General features: G+C 74.2%; 13 protein-coding genes. 6 read left to right on the top strand and 7 right to left on the bottom strand.

Annotation, left to right across the window (positions count from 1 at the left end; all coding sequences use genetic code 11):
• The first annotated feature begins 216 nt into the window (after positions 1-216).
• Together FRZ03_RS07805 and FRZ03_RS07810 are read left to right on the top strand one after the other, a co-directional pair.
• The gene (locus tag FRZ03_RS07805; protein ID WP_146464421.1) at positions 217-2,304 is read left to right on the top strand and encodes a SpoIIE family protein phosphatase; all 2,088 of its coding nucleotides are present in this window, start codon (positions 217-219) and stop codon (positions 2,302-2,304) included.
• A gap of 40 nt (positions 2,305-2,344) precedes the next feature.
• A complete protein-coding gene (locus FRZ03_RS07810; RefSeq protein ID WP_146464422.1) occupies positions 2,345-3,208 on the top strand; it encodes an Fpg/Nei family DNA glycosylase in 864 nt (287 codons plus the stop codon).
• 15 nt (positions 3,209-3,223) lie between these two features.
• On the opposite strand, the gene FRZ03_RS07815 is transcribed toward FRZ03_RS07810, so the two are convergent.
• Positions 3,224-3,733: a hypothetical protein gene (locus FRZ03_RS07815; protein WP_146464423.1), complete on the bottom strand. Its 510-nt coding sequence runs from the start codon at positions 3,731-3,733 to the stop codon at positions 3,224-3,226.
• Between the two features lie 427 nt (positions 3,734-4,160).
• Between FRZ03_RS07815 and FRZ03_RS07820 the strand changes: the two genes are divergently transcribed.
• Positions 4,161-5,312 carry a CapA family protein gene (locus FRZ03_RS07820; protein ID WP_146464424.1) on the top strand — a complete coding sequence of 384 codons (1,152 nt, stop codon included), beginning with the start codon at positions 4,161-4,163 and terminating at the stop codon, positions 5,310-5,312.
• On the opposite strand, the gene FRZ03_RS07825 is transcribed toward FRZ03_RS07820, so the two are convergent.
• Both FRZ03_RS07825 and FRZ03_RS07830 read right to left on the bottom strand, forming a co-directional pair.
• On the bottom strand, positions 5,313-6,734 hold the full coding sequence (locus FRZ03_RS07825) for an amino acid permease (protein WP_146464425.1): 1,422 nt from the start codon (positions 6,732-6,734) through the stop codon (positions 5,313-5,315).
• A 51-nt stretch (positions 6,735-6,785) separates the two neighbouring features.
• Positions 6,786-7,733 carry a LysR family transcriptional regulator gene (locus tag FRZ03_RS07830; protein ID WP_146464426.1) on the bottom strand — a complete coding sequence of 316 codons (948 nt, stop codon included), beginning with the start codon at positions 7,731-7,733 and terminating at the stop codon, positions 6,786-6,788.
• Positions 7,734-7,854: 121 nt separating this feature from the next.
• Here FRZ03_RS07830 and FRZ03_RS07835 point away from each other — a divergent pair, with 121 nt between their 5' ends.
• Positions 7,855-9,108, top strand: a complete 1,254-nt coding sequence (locus tag FRZ03_RS07835) for an MFS transporter (protein ID WP_146464427.1) — start codon at positions 7,855-7,857, stop codon at positions 9,106-9,108.
• Here the strand turns inward: FRZ03_RS07835 and FRZ03_RS07840 are convergent.
• Entirely contained in the window at positions 9,044-9,514 is a 471-nt protein-coding gene (locus FRZ03_RS07840; RefSeq protein ID WP_146464428.1) for a universal stress protein, read from the bottom strand. The two genes, FRZ03_RS07835 and FRZ03_RS07840, sit on opposite strands and share 65 nt — an antisense overlap.
• Positions 9,515-9,690: 176 nt before the next feature.
• Here FRZ03_RS07840 and lysX point away from each other — a divergent pair, with 176 nt between their 5' ends.
• The gene (gene lysX / locus FRZ03_RS07845) at positions 9,691-12,984 is read left to right on the top strand and encodes a bifunctional lysylphosphatidylglycerol synthetase/lysine--tRNA ligase LysX (protein ID WP_146464429.1); all 3,294 of its coding nucleotides are present in this window, start codon (positions 9,691-9,693) and stop codon (positions 12,982-12,984) included.
• Here the strand turns inward: lysX and FRZ03_RS07850 are convergent.
• Both FRZ03_RS07850 and FRZ03_RS07855 read right to left on the bottom strand, forming a co-directional pair.
• Complete coding sequence (locus tag FRZ03_RS07850; RefSeq protein WP_146464430.1) at positions 12,938-13,192, bottom strand: hypothetical protein; 255 nt, start codon at positions 13,190-13,192, stop codon at positions 12,938-12,940. The two genes, lysX and FRZ03_RS07850, sit on opposite strands and share 47 nt — an antisense overlap.
• Before the next feature lie 32 nt (positions 13,193-13,224).
• Positions 13,225-14,469 carry an MFS transporter gene (locus FRZ03_RS07855; RefSeq protein ID WP_186785300.1) on the bottom strand — a complete coding sequence of 415 codons (1,245 nt, stop codon included), beginning with the start codon at positions 14,467-14,469 and terminating at the stop codon, positions 13,225-13,227.
• Between the two features lie 110 nt (positions 14,470-14,579).
• Here FRZ03_RS07855 and FRZ03_RS07860 point away from each other — a divergent pair, with 110 nt between their 5' ends.
• Positions 14,580-15,425 (top strand): polysaccharide deacetylase family protein, encoded by an 846-nt coding sequence (locus FRZ03_RS07860; protein ID WP_146464432.1) that lies wholly within the window; start codon positions 14,580-14,582, stop codon positions 15,423-15,425.
• A gap of 61 nt (positions 15,426-15,486) precedes the next feature.
• Here the strand turns inward: FRZ03_RS07860 and FRZ03_RS07865 are convergent.
• Positions 15,487-15,946 (bottom strand): class F sortase (locus FRZ03_RS07865; RefSeq protein WP_146464433.1); only part of this gene is annotated, 460 nt, incomplete at its 5' end.

Here is a 15,946-nt window from a genome sequence, read left to right on the forward strand (position 1 = left end):
CCGCGGGACCTCGACGAGATCGCCCCGCCCGGTGCCGCCGGTGGTACCGGCACACCCGGCGCGAGCGACGGCGCCGCACCGGCCGACGACGGCACGCCCGGGGCCGGAGCCACCCCGGACGGCGCCCCCGCCGGGCCGCCCGGCGGGTGAACGGCGCTCCGGCCGGGCCCCCGGGACCGGGTCGAAGAATCCGGCGAATCCTGGCAAGGTGGCTCCATGGCTGATCGGGCAGCGAGTGCCCTGCCACTCCCGGAGGACCGGCCCGCCCACCCGGACCCGATCCTGGCGCTCAACCGCATGGGCACCTTCGACTGGGACCTGGACAAGGGCCTGTTCCACATGGACGCCCAGGCGCACCAGGTGTTCGACCTGCTCCCCGAGGAGTTCGACGGGCGCTTCGAGTCCCTGGCCGCCCGGGTGCCGCAGCCCGAGGCGGCCCGGCTGGACGCGCTGGTGGCCCGCGCCATCAAGGAGGGCACCGAGAACTACGGCGGCTACTTCCGCATCCGCCGCCGCGACGGCACCCCCCGCTGGACCCACACCCAGGGCTACATCCGCCGGGACGACTCCGGCCGCCCGCGCCGTGTCGTCGGCATCGTCCGCGACGCCACCGAGGAGCTGACCGAGGGCGCGGCCCGCAGTCTGCGCGCCGCCCAGGACGAGGCCTTCCGCCAGCAGACCAGCATCGTCCAGGCCGTCTCCGCGGCCCTCGCCCACGCCCGCACCGTGCAGGACGTCATCGAGGTCCTCAAGGACACCCACGGCATCCGCCGGCTGGGCGCGGCCAGCTTTGTGATGGGCCTGGTGGAGGCCGGCCGGATCCGGCTCGTCGCCGAGGCGCCGCCCGGCAGCTTCGTGCCCGCCAGCCAGGTCAACCGCGTCGACGAGCCGTACCCGATGAGCGAGGTCGTCCGGACGCTGAGCCCGCGGTTCGTCGAGAGCCCGGAGGAGTTCGCGCGGGAGTACCCCCTGCTCTGGTCGCAGATCACCCATCTGCGGATCGCCTCGGCCGCCTATCTGCCCCTGATCGCCCAGGGCCGCCCGATCGGCGCGATGGGCCTGCTCTACAGCGTCCGGCGCGGCTTCTCCGAAGAGGAGCGCGCCGTCCTCGTGGCCCTCGGCAGCAGCATCGCGCAGAGCCTGCAACGGGCCATGCTCTACGAGCAGCAGAAGGAACTCGCCCAGGGGCTCCAGCAGGCCATGCTGCCGCGGACCATCCCGCGCGTGCCGGGCGCCGACATCGCCGTGCGCTATCGCGCGGCCGCCCTGGGCCGGGACATCGGCGGTGACTGGTACGACGTGATCCCGCTGCCCGGCGGCCGGGTCGGCGCCGTCATCGGCGACGTCCAGGGCCATGACACCCACGCGACGGCCGTGATGGGCCAGCTGCGGATCGTGCTGCGCGCCTACGCCGCCGAGGGGCACCCCCCGGCCACCGTGATGGCCCGCGCCTCCGTCTTCCTGCACGAGCTGGACACCGGCCGCTTCGCCACCTGTCTGTACGCCGACGCCAACCTGGCCACCGGGGTGGTCCAGGTGGTCCGCGCCGGGCACATCGACCCGCTGGTGCGCGGCGCGGACGGCTGCCGGCGCGTGCCGGTCGACGGCGGGCTGCCGCTCGGGCTGTCCGCCGACTTCGGCGTGCTGGACTATCCCGTCGCCACCCTCGAACTCGACCCCGGCGAGACCCTGTTGCTGTGCACCGACGGGCTGGTCGAGCAGCCCGGAGCCGACCTGGACGACGGCATGCGGAGCCTCGCGGAGCGGGTCTGCGCGGGGCCGGACGAGGTCTCCGACCTCGCCGACCTGCTGATCCGGCTGGCCGAGGAGCGCGGCGGCGACGACGACGTGGCCCTGCTCCTGCTGCACCGACGCGTCCCGGAGACCGCGCGGCCCTCCGGCCGGCTCCAGCAGCATGTGGCGCCCGGTGATCCGCAGGCCCTCGCCCAGGCCCGGCACATGATCCGGGCCGCGGCCCGCGCCTGGGGCGCCGGCGAACGCGCCGACGAGGTGGAGCTGGCCGCCGACGAGCTGATCACCAACGTCCTGGTGCACACCGAGGGCGCGGCGATCGTGACCCTGCGGTCCCCCGTCGGGGGTGAGCGCAGGCTGCGGATCGAGGTGGAGGACTCCTCCAGCGCCCTGCCCCGGCGCCGGGACGCGGGGCAGGACGGGGTCTCGGGGCGTGGGCTGCTGCTGGTGGACCGGCTCGCGGACGCGTGGGGCGTGGAGGCGCGCGGCGGCGGCAAGGCGGTGTGGTGCGAGTTCCGGGCGGGCGGGAACCGGAGCGGGCCGGACGGGTGAGCCGGGGGGCGTTGTCGGTGCCGGGTGGCACTCTGGACGTATGCCGGAACTGCCCGAGGTCGAAGCACTCACGGACTTCCTCACCGAGCACCTGGTCGGCCACCGCGTGGCGCGGGTGCTGCCGGTCGCCGTCAGCGTGCTCAAGACGTACGACCCGCCGCTCACCGCCCTGGAGGGCGCCCGGATCACCGACGTGCGCCGGCACGGCAAGTTCCTCGACCTGGCGGCCGACAGCGGGCCCCATCTGGTGATCCACCTGGCCCGCGCGGGCTGGCTGCAGTGGAAGGACCGGCTGCCGGACGGGCCGCCCAAGCCGGGCAAGGGCCCGCTCGCGCTGCGCGTGGCGCTGGAGACCGGCGAGGGCTTCGACCTCACCGAGGCCGGCACCCAAAAACGCCTCGCGGTGTACCTGGTGCGCGATCCGGCGCAGGTGCCGGGCATCGCCCGCCTCGGCCCCGACCCGCTCGCCGCCGACTTCGGCGAGGACCGCCTCGCCGCCCTGCTGAAGGCGGAGCGACGGCAGCTCAAGGGCGCCCTGCGGGACCAGTCGCTGATCGCGGGGATCGGCAACGCCTACAGCGACGAGATCCTGCACGCGGCGAAGATGTCCCCGTTCAAGCTCGCCGCCTCCCTCACCCCGCAGGAGACCCACCAGCTCTACGAGGCGCTGCGCGGCACCCTCACCGAGGCGGTCGAGCGCTCCCGGGGCGTGGCCGCCGGACGGCTGAAGTCCGAGAAGAAGAGCGGCCTGCGGGTGCACGGCCGCACCGGCGAGCCCTGCCCGGTGTGCGGCGACACCATCCGGGAGGTCTCCTTCAGCGACTCCTCGCTCCAGTACTGCCCCACCTGCCAGACGGGCGGCAAGCCGCTCGCCGACCGCAGGCTCTCCCGGCTGCTGAAGTAGGGGCGCCCGCCGTCGTCAGAAGAGGTGGATCGCCAGGTGCCCGAGCGGCAGGCCCAGCTGCCAGGCCGGCGTCCACACCTGCGGGCCGTCGTCCTCGCCGGCCGGGACGCCACCGCCCGGCACCGCGTCCAGGTCGGGGGCCAGCAGTTCGGTCTCCTCCAGCCAGCGCCAGGCCTCCTGGGCGAGCGCCAGATCGGCCGAGGGCCCGGAGGCCGCCCGCTCGGCCATCCGGGCGCGCACCCACTGCGGCCACGGATGGTCGCAGGCCGTCAGCGACAGCCAGTTGTCCAGCTGGGAGACGACCCGGATGCCGGAGAGTTCCCCGTCGGTGTCGGACAGGAAGACGGTCAGCGCCAGTGCGTCCCGGCCGGCCCGGAACTCGAAGGACGTCGGCGGCATCAGATCGCCGGTGCGCAGCAGTTCGTCGGCGATGTACTCGGCGTACAGCCACGCCATGGGGACGTCCAGTTCCCCCTCGCCGGTGCCGTCCGTGCCGTCGCTGCTCTCGTGACCTCTGTGCGGCATTCCCTTCCTGCCCTTCCTCCGGTGCGTGCGCGTCGCCCGGCCCCCGGGGACGCGCCCCGCCCGGAACGCGGATGGGGACAGCCCATTGCCCCAAGGGGGGCCACAGCAAGGCGCTTTGCCGAGGCTTGACCTGGCTCCCGGTTTCACCGCACGTCCGGTGCCTCACGGTACCGGGTGCGGCGCCGGGCGTGCGCGCCGCTTGCGTCCCACCGGCCCCGTGGGAGCACACGGGGGCAAGGACGTCACAGTGGTGGGGCGTGAGTGTCTTCACAGTCGCACCGGATGGGTCAATGAGAGGACCCGGACCGTTCGGACGGAGAGTCGGCTTCATACCCGGGGGCCCGTCACGGCAATGTCGGTAAATACGACATGCGCACTGACGTACCGATGTGCCGAGGTGCTGACGCAGATCCCGAGGTGTGAGTTGATGATCGGACGCAGACACCAGGTGGCCCTGGCCCTGACCGCCGTCCTCGCGACCGCGGCCGCCTGCGCCAACCACGTCCGCCAGGATTCCGCCGCCCCCGACGGCGCGCCCGGGCCGCCCGCCGCCGCCCGCGGCTTCACCCTGGTCGCCACCGGTGACGTCCTGACGGACGCCGCCGTCCTCGACCGCGCCTCCTACGACGCCGACGCGGCCGCCGGCGCGGGCTCCGGCGGCTACGACTTCCGGCCCATGCTCGCCGACGTCGAACCCCTGGTGAGCGGCGCCGACCTGGCACTGTGTCACCTGGAGAACGGCTACGGCGACGCCGCCCCGCTGTCCCCGCCGCAGCTCGCCCAGGGTCTCGCCGCGACCGGTTACGACGGCTGCGCCACCGCCTCCGAACACGTCCTGGACGACGGCGCCGAGGGCGTCCGGCGCACCCTGGGCGCCCTGGACGAGGCGGGCCTGACGCACGCGGGCGCCGCCCGCAGCGCGGACGAGGCCCGCTACGTCTCCCTCCACCAGGCCGGATCGGCCAAGGTCGCGCAGCTGTCGTACACCTTCGACACCGAGCGGCCGCTGCCCGCCGGGCAGCCCTGGGCGCTCCGCCCGATCGACGTCGGCCGGATCACCGCCGACGCCCGCGCCGCCCGGCGGGCCGGCGCCGACGTGGTGGTCCTCTCCCTGCACTGGGGCACCGACCGCGACGACGCGCCGACCGGGGCGCAGACCGCCCTCGCCCGCGAACTCACCGCCTCCGCCGCCGGCGGCCGTCCGGACATCGACCTGATCCTCGGCACCCACACCCATGTCCCGCAGCCGTACGAGAAGGTCAACGGCACCTGGGTGGTCTACGGCCTGGGCGACCAGATCGGCGGCGCACCGGACGACGGCCACGGCGCCCGCGACCCGCGCACCGACGAGTCCACCCTCGCCCGCTTCACGTTCGCCCCGCCCGCCCGGCCGGGCGGACGCTGGCAGGTCACCCGGGCCGAGTTCGTGCCCCAGCTGTACGACCTCGACGCCGGCCGCGTGATCGACGTCGGCCGGGCCGTCGAGGGCGGCGCCGACCTCGCCGGGGTACGCGACCGGATCCGCGAGGTGGTGCTCAGCCGGGGCGCCGCCAAGGACGGCCTGGTGATGGGGGAGTGATCACTCGGGCCGCCGCTCGGCCAGCGCGGAACGCTTGTAGGAGTAGCCGAAGTAGACCGCGCAGCCGATCAGGAACCACACCGCGAACCGCACCCACGTCTGCCACTGGAGGAACGTGATCAGCCAGAGCGAGAAGAGCACGCCCAGCGCGGGCACGAACGGCACCGCCGGGGTGCGGAAGGTGCGGGGCAGGTCCGGGCGCCGGCGACGCAGCACGATCACCGCCGTGCACACCACCACGAACGCCAGCAGGATGCCGATGTTGGTCAGCTCGGCCGCCTCGCCGATCGGCAGGAACCCGGCGATCAGCGCGGAGGCCGCCCCGACGATCCAGGTCACCCGGGTCGGCACGTGCCGCGTCGGGTGCGTCTTGGCGAACCACCTGGGGAGCAGGCCGTCCCGGGACATGGCGAACCACACCCGGGTCACCCCCAGCATGAAGGTGAACATCACCGTGAGGATGCCGATGATGGCACCCACCGCGATCACGTCCGCGAGCCCGTTCAGGCCCACCGACTTGAACGCCGTGGAGAACCCGCTCTCCTTGTCGATGTCCTTGTAGTTCTGCATGCCCGTCAGCACCAGACAGGCCGCCACGTACAGCACCATCGCGATCACCAGCGAGTAGACGATCGCCTTCGGCATGTGCCGCTGCGCGTCCTTGGACTCCTCGGCCGCCGTCGACATGGCGTCGTAGCCGAACACGGCGAAGAACACCGTCGCCGCACCCGTGAAGGCGCCGCCGACTCCGTAGGGGAAGAACGGGTGGTAGTTCGCCGTGTCGATGTGGAACACGCCCACCGCGATCACCAGCAGCACCACCAGCACCTTCACCGCGACCACCAGCGTCTCGAAGCGGGCCGCGCTGCGGATGCCGAGGTTGAGCAGCCAGGCGATCAGCAGGCAGAGCACCACCGCGAACAGGTCCACCCGGTGCCCGGAGCCGGTGCCGGGCGCGCCCAGCATCCAGTGCGGCAGCTTCGCCCCCATCTGCTCGACCAGGAAGCCGAAGTAGCCCGAGATGCCGATCGCGACGACCGCCACGATCGCCGTGTACTCCAGCAGCAGGTCCCAGCCGATGAACCAGCCCGCGAACTCGCCGAGCACCGCGTAGCCGTAGGTGTACGCCGAGCCCGCCTTCGGGATCAGTCCCGCGAACTCGGCGTACGACAGCGCCGCGCACGCGCTCGCCGCGCCCGCGATCAGGAACGACACCAGTACCGCGGGACCGGCCGTGCCGTTGGCCACCGTGCCGGCGAGCGTGAAGATGCCGGCCCCGATGATGCCGCCGACGCCGATCGCCGTGAGCTGCCACAGCCCGAGCGACCGCTCCAGCCGGGGCCCCTCGCCCGCCTCCGTCTCCTCGATGTGCTCGATGGGTTTGCGGCGGAGAATCCCCTCACCCGCGCGGAGCTTGGCCATGCGCCTCACCTCTTCGCCGATGGCAAACGGCTGACGGCGGTTCATGATGGCTCAGGGCCGCGCCGCAGGGAAGGAGCCACGCACGGCCCAGGCGGGGGTCCACGGCCGCGAGGACGGGCGGGCCGTGGGCCGGGCGGCGAGATGGGCGCGCAGTGCCGCGAGGCCCGGGTGCGTGTTGGCCGCGTTCCACACCAGGGAGTGCGGGTAGACCGGCGTCGGATCGGTGAGCGGGATCCGCCGCAGATCGTGCCCGGCGGGCCAGACCAGCCGGATGCCCTCGGCGACGAGGGTGGCGAGCGTGGCGGAGTCCGCGACCGTGTCGAGCAGTGCCTCCGAGCCGAAGTCGGGGCCCACCGAGTCGATGGTCAGCCCGAACTCGGCGGCCAGCGCCTCGTAGTAGGCGGCCCATTCGGTGCCGGCCACCAGGCCCGGCATCCAGATCCGGTGCCCGGCCAGCTCCGCCGGCCGCACCGAACGGGCCCCGGCGAGGGGATGCCCCGGACCGGTCAGCAACTGGACCGCCTCGTCGTAGACCCGCGCCGCCCGCAGGCCCTCCGGCAGCCGGGGGCCGACCGCGCGGAAGGTCGCGTCGATGGTTCCCGAGCGCACGGCCGCGACGGCCGTCTCCGCGTCGAACAGGGTCACCACGTCCAGGGCCGTCTCCGGGTGCACCCGGTGGAAGTCGCGCAGCAGGCCCGCCGGGCCGAGCCGGGCCCCGACCACGTCCACCCGCAGCGCCCGCCGGCCCGGCCGCACCGAGGCGGCGGCCCGCTCCTCGGCCAGCAGCAGCTCGCGGGCGTGCGGCAGGAACGCCTGCCCGTCGATGGTCGGCTCCGCCCCGCGCGCGGACCGGTGGAACAGCTGTACCCCGAGCTCCTTCTCCAGCGCGGCGATCCGCTTGGAGACGGCCTGCTGGGTGATGCCGAGGACGGCGGACGCCTCCTGGAACTGCCCGCTGTCCGCCACGGCGACGAAGGTGCGCACGGCCTTGAGATCCACCCGGCCATCGTAGCCACCGGGCGCCCGTGTACAACCAATGGTTGTGGCGGACGTCGCACCGGTTGTTTGAACCGCAGGCCACCTGCTGGTTTTCATATGCCGGGTCAACGGGAGGTTGTGGATGAGGCTGGGTCGGCAGTTCGGGTGGCTGTGGGCGGCGTATTCGGTCAGTACCTTCGGTACCTGGCTCGCGTTCGACGCCTTCGCGCTGATCGCGGTTCTCGTCCTGCACGCGGGCTCGGCCCAGGTGTCGCTGCTCGCCTCGGCCGGAGTGGCCGTCGGCGCGGTGGCCGCCGTACCGCTCGGCCCCTGGATCGAGTTCCGGCCCAAGCGGCCGGTGATGATCACCGCCGACCTGGTGCGCGGGGCCGCACTGCTCACCCTGCCCGCCGCCTACGCCTTCGGCGTGCTCGGCTTCGCGCAGCTCCTGGTGGTCTCCGTGGTCGTCGCCGCGGCCGACATCACCTTCACCGCCGCCTCCGGCGCCCACCTCAAGGCGCTGGTGCCGCCCGACGGCCTGCTCACCGCGGCCGGCCGGTTCGAGTCGACGACCTGGACCGCCAGCGTGCTCGGGCCCCCGCTCGGCGGCGCCGTCGCCGGGCTGCTGGGACCGGTGACCACCGTGGCCGCGGACGCCGTCAGCTATCTGCTCTCCGCCCTCGGCATCCGCGCCATCGGCCGCGGCGAGACCGTCCCCGAGCGCACCGCCGCGCCCCGGGCCGGCGAACTCCTCGACGGCTGGCGCCACCTGCTCACCAGCCGCGCCCTGCGCCCGCTGTTCTTCAACGTGCTGCTGGGCAACGCCCTGATCATGGCCGGCTCGCCGGTCCTGTCGGTGCTCATGCTGGGCCACCTCGGCTTCGCGCCCTGGCAGTACGGCCTCGCCTTCGCCGTGCCCTGCCTCGCCGGGCTGCTCGGCTCCCGGCTGGCCCGCCCGCTGGCCACCCGGTACGGCAGGCGCCGGGTGCTGCGCGCCTCCGGCGTGCTGCGCGCCTGCTGGCCGATCGGCCTCGCCTTCGTCGGGCCCGGCGTGCCCGGACTGCTCCTGGTGATGGGGGTGGAGGCCGGACTGATCCTGTGCTGCGGCATCTTCAACCCGCTCGTCGTCACCGAGCGCCTGGAGCTGACCCCGAACGACCGGGTGGCCCGCATGCTGGCCGCCTGGTCCGTCACCGGCAAGGCCTGCACCGCCGCGATCACCGCGCTGTGGGGCCTGGTGGCCGCCCTCACCGGGGCGCGCACCGCCCTGGGCCTCGCCGGGGTGCTGATGCTCGCCACCCCGCTGCTGCTCCTGCGAGCACCCCGGAAGGCTACGGAACGACCGTCACCGGCCAGCGCCCCGCCTTCACCAGTCGCACCGCCACCGACCCGATGATCCGGTGTCCGGCCTGCTCGGAGGCGCCCACCACCACCGCGTCCGCCTTCAGTTCCTCGGCCGCCGCGACCAGACCGTGGTAGGGGTCGCCGCGATAGGTGTGGAACTCCCAGCGCACCTCGAATATCCCCCGGACCCGCTCGGCCGCCTCCCGGATCTGCGTCACCAGGTCCTCGGCGATCTCGTCGGCCGTCTCCATCACCGGCGCGCCCAGCGCCGCCCCGGCCGCCGGCACCGGCTGCACGTAGACCACCGCCAGCAGCGCGTGCTGGCGCCGGGCCAGACCGCCGGCGTACGCCGCGGCACGCATCGACGAGTCGGAGCCGTCCACCCCGACGAGGACGACCTTCGGGCCGTCCGTACCCCGCTCGAACTGGTGCGCATGCTGCTCGTGCTGCTCCGTCACATCTTGAGATTATCGGAACCTTTACTTCCCACCGCCTCACGGTGCGGCGGGGCTTCGCCACCCCACGGCAGCCACTGCGCCCGACGGCGCCCACCGCACCCTCCTCGGCACGGACCGGCCCCTCCCGGATTCCTCCCAGCGCGCGCGTCCCCCGCCCCCTTCCTACAGTCGGAGGCATGACCGCCACCGCGGAGCCCGCCGCGCGCGGGAACGGCGCGGCCGCGTCACGCCCGCCCGGCGGGGGGCGCCTCGCCCGGGTGCCCGAGGCCTTCGCCGGCCTGTTCGCCGGGCTCGGGGTGCTGTGCGCGGCGATCGCGCTGATCGAACCGCTGCGGCGGCTGCTGCGCCCGCTCGTGCGGGGCATCGACCTGGTGCTGGTGCCGATCAGCGCCAACCTCGCCTACGCCGTCTTCCTGTTCCTGCTGGCCGGCGCCACCGCCGCGCGCAAGAAGGTCGCCTGGTGGCTGGTCGTCGTCTACCTCGGCCTGGTCCTGCTCACCGACGCGCTCGGCGCCGCCCTCGGCCTGTACGCCCAGTCGCTGCCCTCCCTCGTCCTGTGCGGCCTGCTGCTGCTCCTGCTGATCACGGCCCGCGGGGAGTTCTACGCCGCCTCCCGGCGCGGCGCGGTGTGGCGGGCGCTCGCCGTCCTGCTCGGTGGGCTCGCCGTGGCGATCCTGCTCGGCTGGGGGCTCGTCCTGCTGTTCCCGGGCACCCTCCCGGCCGGCCAGCACCTGGCGTGGGCCGCCGACCGGGTCTGCGGCGGCCTCGTCTCCAGCGGCTCCTTCGCCGGGCGCCCGCCCCGCGAGGTCACCTTCGTGCTCGGCCTGCTCGGCGCGCTCGCGCTGCTCAACGCCGCCGCCGCGCTGTTCCGTTCCCAGCGCCTGGAGGCCGCCCTGCACGGCGACGAGGAGGACCGCATCCGCGCCCTGCTGGAGGCGTACGGCGCACGCGACTCCCTCGGCTACTTCGCCACCCGCCGGGACAAGGCCGTCGTCTTCTCGCCCAGCGGCAAGGCCGCCGTCACCTACCGCGTCGAGGCCGGCGTGTGCCTCGCCGCCGGCGACCCGGTCGGCGACCCGGAGGCCTGGCCGCACGCCATCGCCGCCTGGCTGGACCTGGCCCGCCGCCACGCCTGGGCGCCCGCCGTGATGGGCGCCTCCGAGGACGGCGCCCGCGCCTTCGCCCGCGCCGGACTCGGCGCCCTCCAGCTCGGCGACGAGGCGATCGTGCACGTGGCCGGCTTCGACCTCGGGGGCCGAGACATGCGCGTCACCCGGCAGGCCGTGCACCGGGTCCGCCGCACCGGCGCCACCTGCCGCATCCGCCGCCACGCCCAGCTCGGCGAACGGGAGATGGAGGAGATCGTCGACAAGGCCGACGCCTGGCGCGACACCGAGACCGAGCGCGGCTTCTCCATGGCCCTGGACCGGCTCGGCGACCCCGCCGACGGCGACTGCCTGCTCGTGGAGGCCTGCGGCGAGGACGGCCGGCTGCTCGCCCTGCTCTCCTTCGTGCCCTGGGGACCGGACGGCGTCTCCCTGGACCTGATGCGCCGCGACCGCGCCGCCCCCAACGGGGTGATGGAGTTCATGGTCGCCGAACTCTGCGCCGCCGCGCCCAAGGCGCGCATCCGCCGGATCTCGCTGAACTTCGCCGTCTTCCGCTCCGTCTTCGAGGAGGGCGCCCGCATCGGGGCCGGCCCCGTCCTGCGGCTCTGGCGCCGGCTGCTGCTGTTCCTCTCCCGCTGGTGGCAACTGGAGGCGCTGTACCGCTCCAACGCCAAGTACCGGCCCGAGTGGTACCCGCGGTTCATCTGCTACGGCGAGACCGCCTCCCTCGCCCGCATCGGCCTGGCCTCCGGGATCGCCGAAGGCTTCGTCCGCGTACCGTCGTTGCGCACCCTGTGGGGCAAGGGGCACCGGGGCGCCGGAGCGCGGCCCGCTCCCCGACCGCCCCTGCCCGCGGCGGCGGCCGGCACCGGGCAGCGGAGGGCGGCCGGGCCCGCCGCCCCGGGCACGGACCTGCCCGACCAGATCCGCGTCCGGCACCACACGCTGGACCGGCTGCGCAAGCGCGGCACCGACCCCTCCCCGGTCGCTGTCCGCGCCCCCACCCACGCCCTCGCCGACGTCCCGCCCGGCCGCCCCGGCGAACCCGGTCCGCAGGTCACCGTCGCCGGACGGATCATGCTGGTCCGCGACTTCGGCGGCATCGTCTTCGCCGTGCTGCGCGACTGGTCCGGCGACCACCAGATCGCCCTCACCCGCGACCGGTGCGGCGCCGCCCTGGACCGCTTCACCGCCGACGCCGACACCGGCGACCACATCACCGTCACCGGGCACAGCGGCCGCAGCGACCGGGGCGAGCCCACCGTCTTCGCCACCTCCTGGCAGCTCACCGGGAAGTGCCTGCGCCCGCTGCCCGGCAAGCACCGGGGCCTGACCGACCCCGAGGCCAGGGTCCGCCGGCGCCACCTGGACCTGATCACCAGGCCCGACGCCCGCGCCGTGCTGCGCGCCCGCTCCGCCACCGTGGGCGCGCTGCGCCAGGGCCTGCTGGAGCGGGGCTTCACCGAGGTCGAGACCCCGGTGTTGCAGCAGATCCACGGCGGCGCCAACGCCCGCCCGTTCACCACCCACAGCAACGCCTACGACCTCGACCTGTATCTGCGCATCGCCCCCGAGCTGTACCTCAAGCGGCTGTGCGTCGGCGGCCTGGAGAAGGTCTTCGAACTGGGCCGCACCTTCCGCAACGAGGGCGTCTCGGCCAAGCACAACCCCGAGTTCACGATGCTGGAGGCCTACCAGGCGTACGCCGACTACGACATGATGCTCGACCTCGTGCGCGAACTGGTGCAGGGCGCCGCGACCGCCGCCTTCGGCGCCCCGGTGGCCCGCAGGGACGGCGAGGAGCACGACCTGTCCGGGCAGTGGCCGGTGAAGACCGTGTACGGCGCCCTCTCCGAGGCGCTGGGCGAGGAGATCGGCCCCGGCACCGAACTGCTGCGGCTGCACCGGCTGTGCGACCGCACGGGAGTGCCGTACACCGCCGACGACCAACCCGCCGACGTCGTCCTGGAGATGTACGAGCGGCTGGTCGAGGAGCACACCCGACTGCCCACCTTCTACAAGGACTTCCCCGTCGCCGTCTCCCCGCTCGCCCGGCGCCACCGCGCCGACCCGCGGCTCGCCGAACGCTGGGACCTCGTCGCCTTCGGTGCCGAACTGGGCACCGCATACTCCGAGTTGACCGACCCCGTGGAGCAGCGCCGACGGCTCACCGAGCAGTCGCTGCGGGCGGCCGGCGGGGACGCCGAGGCCATGGAGCTGGACGAGGACTTCCTCCAGGCGCTCGACTACGCGATGCCCCCGACCGGCGGCCTCGGCCTCGGCGTCGACCGGCTCGTCATGTGCCTCACCGGTCTCACGATCCGGGAGACCCTGGCGTTCCCGCTGGTGCGCCGTCGCTGAGCCCCGAAGCCGGGGCCGGCCGCGGGACCGGCACGATCCGGGTCAGAGTCAGCAGCGCGACCACCCCGGCGGCCAGCGACAGCGCCAGGCCCAGCTGGAAGCAGCCATGGGCGCCGTGCGCCAGGACGGACCGGTACGCGGCCATGTCGGTCACGGTGGCGGACCGCTCCTTCTGCACGGCCGCGACGATGCCCGGGAACAGCGACACCCCCAGGGCGGCACCCAGCTGCCGGGACGCGTTCAGGCCCTGCGGCAGCGCCCGCTGCCGGACCGGGCGAAGCTCACCGGCAGCGCGAGCACCCCGCCGCCGAACCCGGTCAGCAGCAGCGGCAGCACCACCACCGCCACGCCGGTGGCGTCGTGGAGGCTCAGCAGCAGGAACCCGACGGCCGCCGCGGCGCACGCCCCGGCCACCGCGCACCCGACACCGGCCCGGGCGGCGAGTGGCGGCAGCACCAGCCATCCCAGGGCGATCCCGGCGACGCCCGGCAGCATGGCCCAGCCGACCTGCATCGGGGACAGGTTCCCGAGCAGCTGCAGGGCCGGCGACAGCACGTACAGCAGCCCGGCCAGCGAGGTCCCCACCAGCGCCACCACCGTGTAGGCGCCGACCGCGGCCCGCTCGCGGTGCAGCCGCGCGAACAGCTCCGGCATCCGCTCGCCCCGCCCCAGCAGGCCCAGCGCCGAGGGCAGCAGCGCGCCGGCCACGGCGATCAGGACGACCGTCGGCAACGACACGCTGTGGTCCCCGAGCCAGTCGGCGAACCACGCCAGGAAGCCCAGCGGCAGCACCCACCCCGCCGCCGCGCGCACCCGGCGCGCCGCCCTGGGCACCGGCGCGGACTCGGCGAGCGCCACCTGGGTCAGCGGCAGGAGCGCCGCCGAGGCCACGGCCTGCACCCAGAAGGCCGCCGGGCCCTCGTCGGTCAGCACCAGCAGCTGCATCGTCGGCAGCAGCATCGCGGGCAGGGCGGCGGCGACGACCACGAAGTGCACGCTCAGCGCCCGGTCCCGGCCCGGCCCCGGCGGATGCGTGGCGTCGATCAGCGCCAGCGCCCCCGCCGTCACCACCGCCGCCGCGACCCCCTGCACCGCCCGCGACCACAGCAGCAGCGAGCCGTCGGAGGTCACCGCGGGCACCACGGCGGCCAGCGTCGACAGCGCGAGCCCCGCCATCAGCACCCGCCGGTGTCCGAGCGCCTCCCCGAGCGCCGCCGCGAGCGCCGGCAGCGCGCCGAAACACACGCTGTACACGGTCAGCAGCCAGGTCAGCCCCGACAGACTCAGCCCCGATCGCTGCATGATCCACGGCAGCCCCACGGTGAACAGCGTGGTGTCGAAGACCACCAGCACCTGGGCCACGGCCAGCAGCACCACCGCCGGCCCGCTGCGCCGCGGCGGCTCGCTCCCCCTGACGATGCCAACTCCGTTCCCGCCCTTGCCCGTTGTCGCGACGAAGCCCGTGCCGACGGAAGGACGGCCCACGGCCCCCGCGGGTTCCACCGGGGTACCGGTGCTGGTCCGACCGGGTGGAATACCGCCCGCACGCCGTGCCGTTGTGGTGCGGCGACCGCTTCGGGGGCGAGTGATGAGTCATGCAGAAGGATCAGCTGTTCACACGCCGCCGCTTGCTCCTCGCCTCCGCCGCCGCCCTCGGCGCGGCCGGCACGGCAGGGCTCGTCGTGGCGGGCGACGAGGAGGCCGTGCGGACCGCCGCTCCCGCGCCCGCGCCCGCCCCCGGCCCGCAGGCCCGCCAGGCGCCCCTGAAGTCCTCCGCCTTCCGCCTCCAGCCGCTGACCGGTGACGGCCCGCCACGTTCCGCGCCCCGCAGACTGAAGGTGCGCACGGAGCCCATCTTCGAGATCTCCTCGCGCGGCCGGCAGATGATGCTGACCTTCGACGACGGCCCCAACCCCGCATACACCCCGCACATCCTGGACACCCTCGCCCGGCACGACGTGCGGGCGATGTTCTTCGTGTGCGGCGAGTGCGTCGAGGACAACAAGCACCTGCTGGCCCGGATGGCCGAGGAGGGCCATGTCGTCGGCAACCACACCTGGACCCACCCGCTGCTGACCACCCTCGACCGCGCGGAGATCGAGTCCGAGATGGCGCGTACCAGCGACATCATCGAGGACGCCTACGGCGAGCGCCCGCAGTGGTTCCGCGCCCCCTACGGCGCCTGGAACCGGGCCGCGTTCCAGCTCGGCGCCGAGATGGGCATGGAGCCGATGGCGTGGACCGTCGACACCACCGACTGGGACACGCCCGGTACCGACACCATCATCGAGCGGGTGGAGGGCGGCGCCGCGCCCGGCGTGGTCATCCTGTCGCACGATGCCGGGGGCGACCGCTCACAGACCGTCGAAGCCATCCAGGAGTGGCTGCCCTATCTGCTCGACCAGGGGTACCACCTCACGGTGCCCCACAGACGCGTCTGATCGACTCCGCCCGCCGCAAGGGCGGTTCGTGGAGGGGCCGGCGCCCGCCGGGCGCGGTGGCTCAGGTGACCGCGACCAGGCGGGCGAAGACGACGACATTGCCCTCGTAGCCGTTCTGCTTGGAGAAGTCGCCGCCGCAGGTGATGACGCGCAGCTCCGGGGCGCCCTTCGAGCCGTACACCCGGTCGCCGGGGAAGCTGCTCTTGGAGAAGACCTCGACACCGTAGACCTCGAACACCGCGGTCCGCCCGTCCTTGCGCAGGACGTCGACGCGGTTTCCCTTCCGCAGGGCCCCGAGTCCGTAGAAGACGGCGGGGCCCTGCTTGTTGTCGACATGGCCGACCAGGACCGCGGTGCCCTTCTCGCCGGGGGAGACCGCGCCGGTGAACCAGCCCGCGAGGTCCGGGTCGTCGGGCGGCGGCGCGCTCACCGCGCCGCTCGCGTCCAGACCGACGGGGGTGACCGGCGCGTCCACGTTGATCGCCGGGATCCGCACCCGGTCGACGGCGGAGAACCCCAGC

The sequence above is a fragment of the Streptomyces misionensis genome (assembly GCF_007896895.1).
Classification (GTDB): domain Bacteria; phylum Actinomycetota; class Actinomycetes; order Streptomycetales; family Streptomycetaceae; genus Streptomyces; species Streptomyces misionensis_A.

What these genes read in the sequence shown, in the direction of transcription:
- FRZ03_RS07805 (WP_146464421.1), top strand. Translation starts at nt 217, where the DNA reads ATGGCTGATCGGGCAGCGAGTGCCCTGCCACTCCCGGAGGACCGGCCC.
- FRZ03_RS07810 (WP_146464422.1), top strand. Translation starts at nt 2,345, where the DNA reads ATGCCGGAACTGCCCGAGGTCGAAGCACTCACGGACTTCCTCACCGAG.
- FRZ03_RS07815 (WP_146464423.1), bottom strand. Translation starts at nt 3,733, where the DNA reads ATGCCGCACAGAGGTCACGAGAGCAGCGACGGCACGGACGGCACCGGC.
- FRZ03_RS07820 (WP_146464424.1), top strand. Translation starts at nt 4,161, where the DNA reads ATGATCGGACGCAGACACCAGGTGGCCCTGGCCCTGACCGCCGTCCTC.
- FRZ03_RS07825 (WP_146464425.1), bottom strand. Translation starts at nt 6,734, where the DNA reads ATGGCCAAGCTCCGCGCGGGTGAGGGGATTCTCCGCCGCAAACCCATC.
- FRZ03_RS07835 (WP_146464427.1), top strand. Translation starts at nt 7,855, where the DNA reads ATGAGGCTGGGTCGGCAGTTCGGGTGGCTGTGGGCGGCGTATTCGGTC.
- lysX (WP_146464429.1), top strand. Translation starts at nt 9,691, where the DNA reads ATGACCGCCACCGCGGAGCCCGCCGCGCGCGGGAACGGCGCGGCCGCG.
- FRZ03_RS07860 (WP_146464432.1), top strand. Translation starts at nt 14,580, where the DNA reads ATGCAGAAGGATCAGCTGTTCACACGCCGCCGCTTGCTCCTCGCCTCC.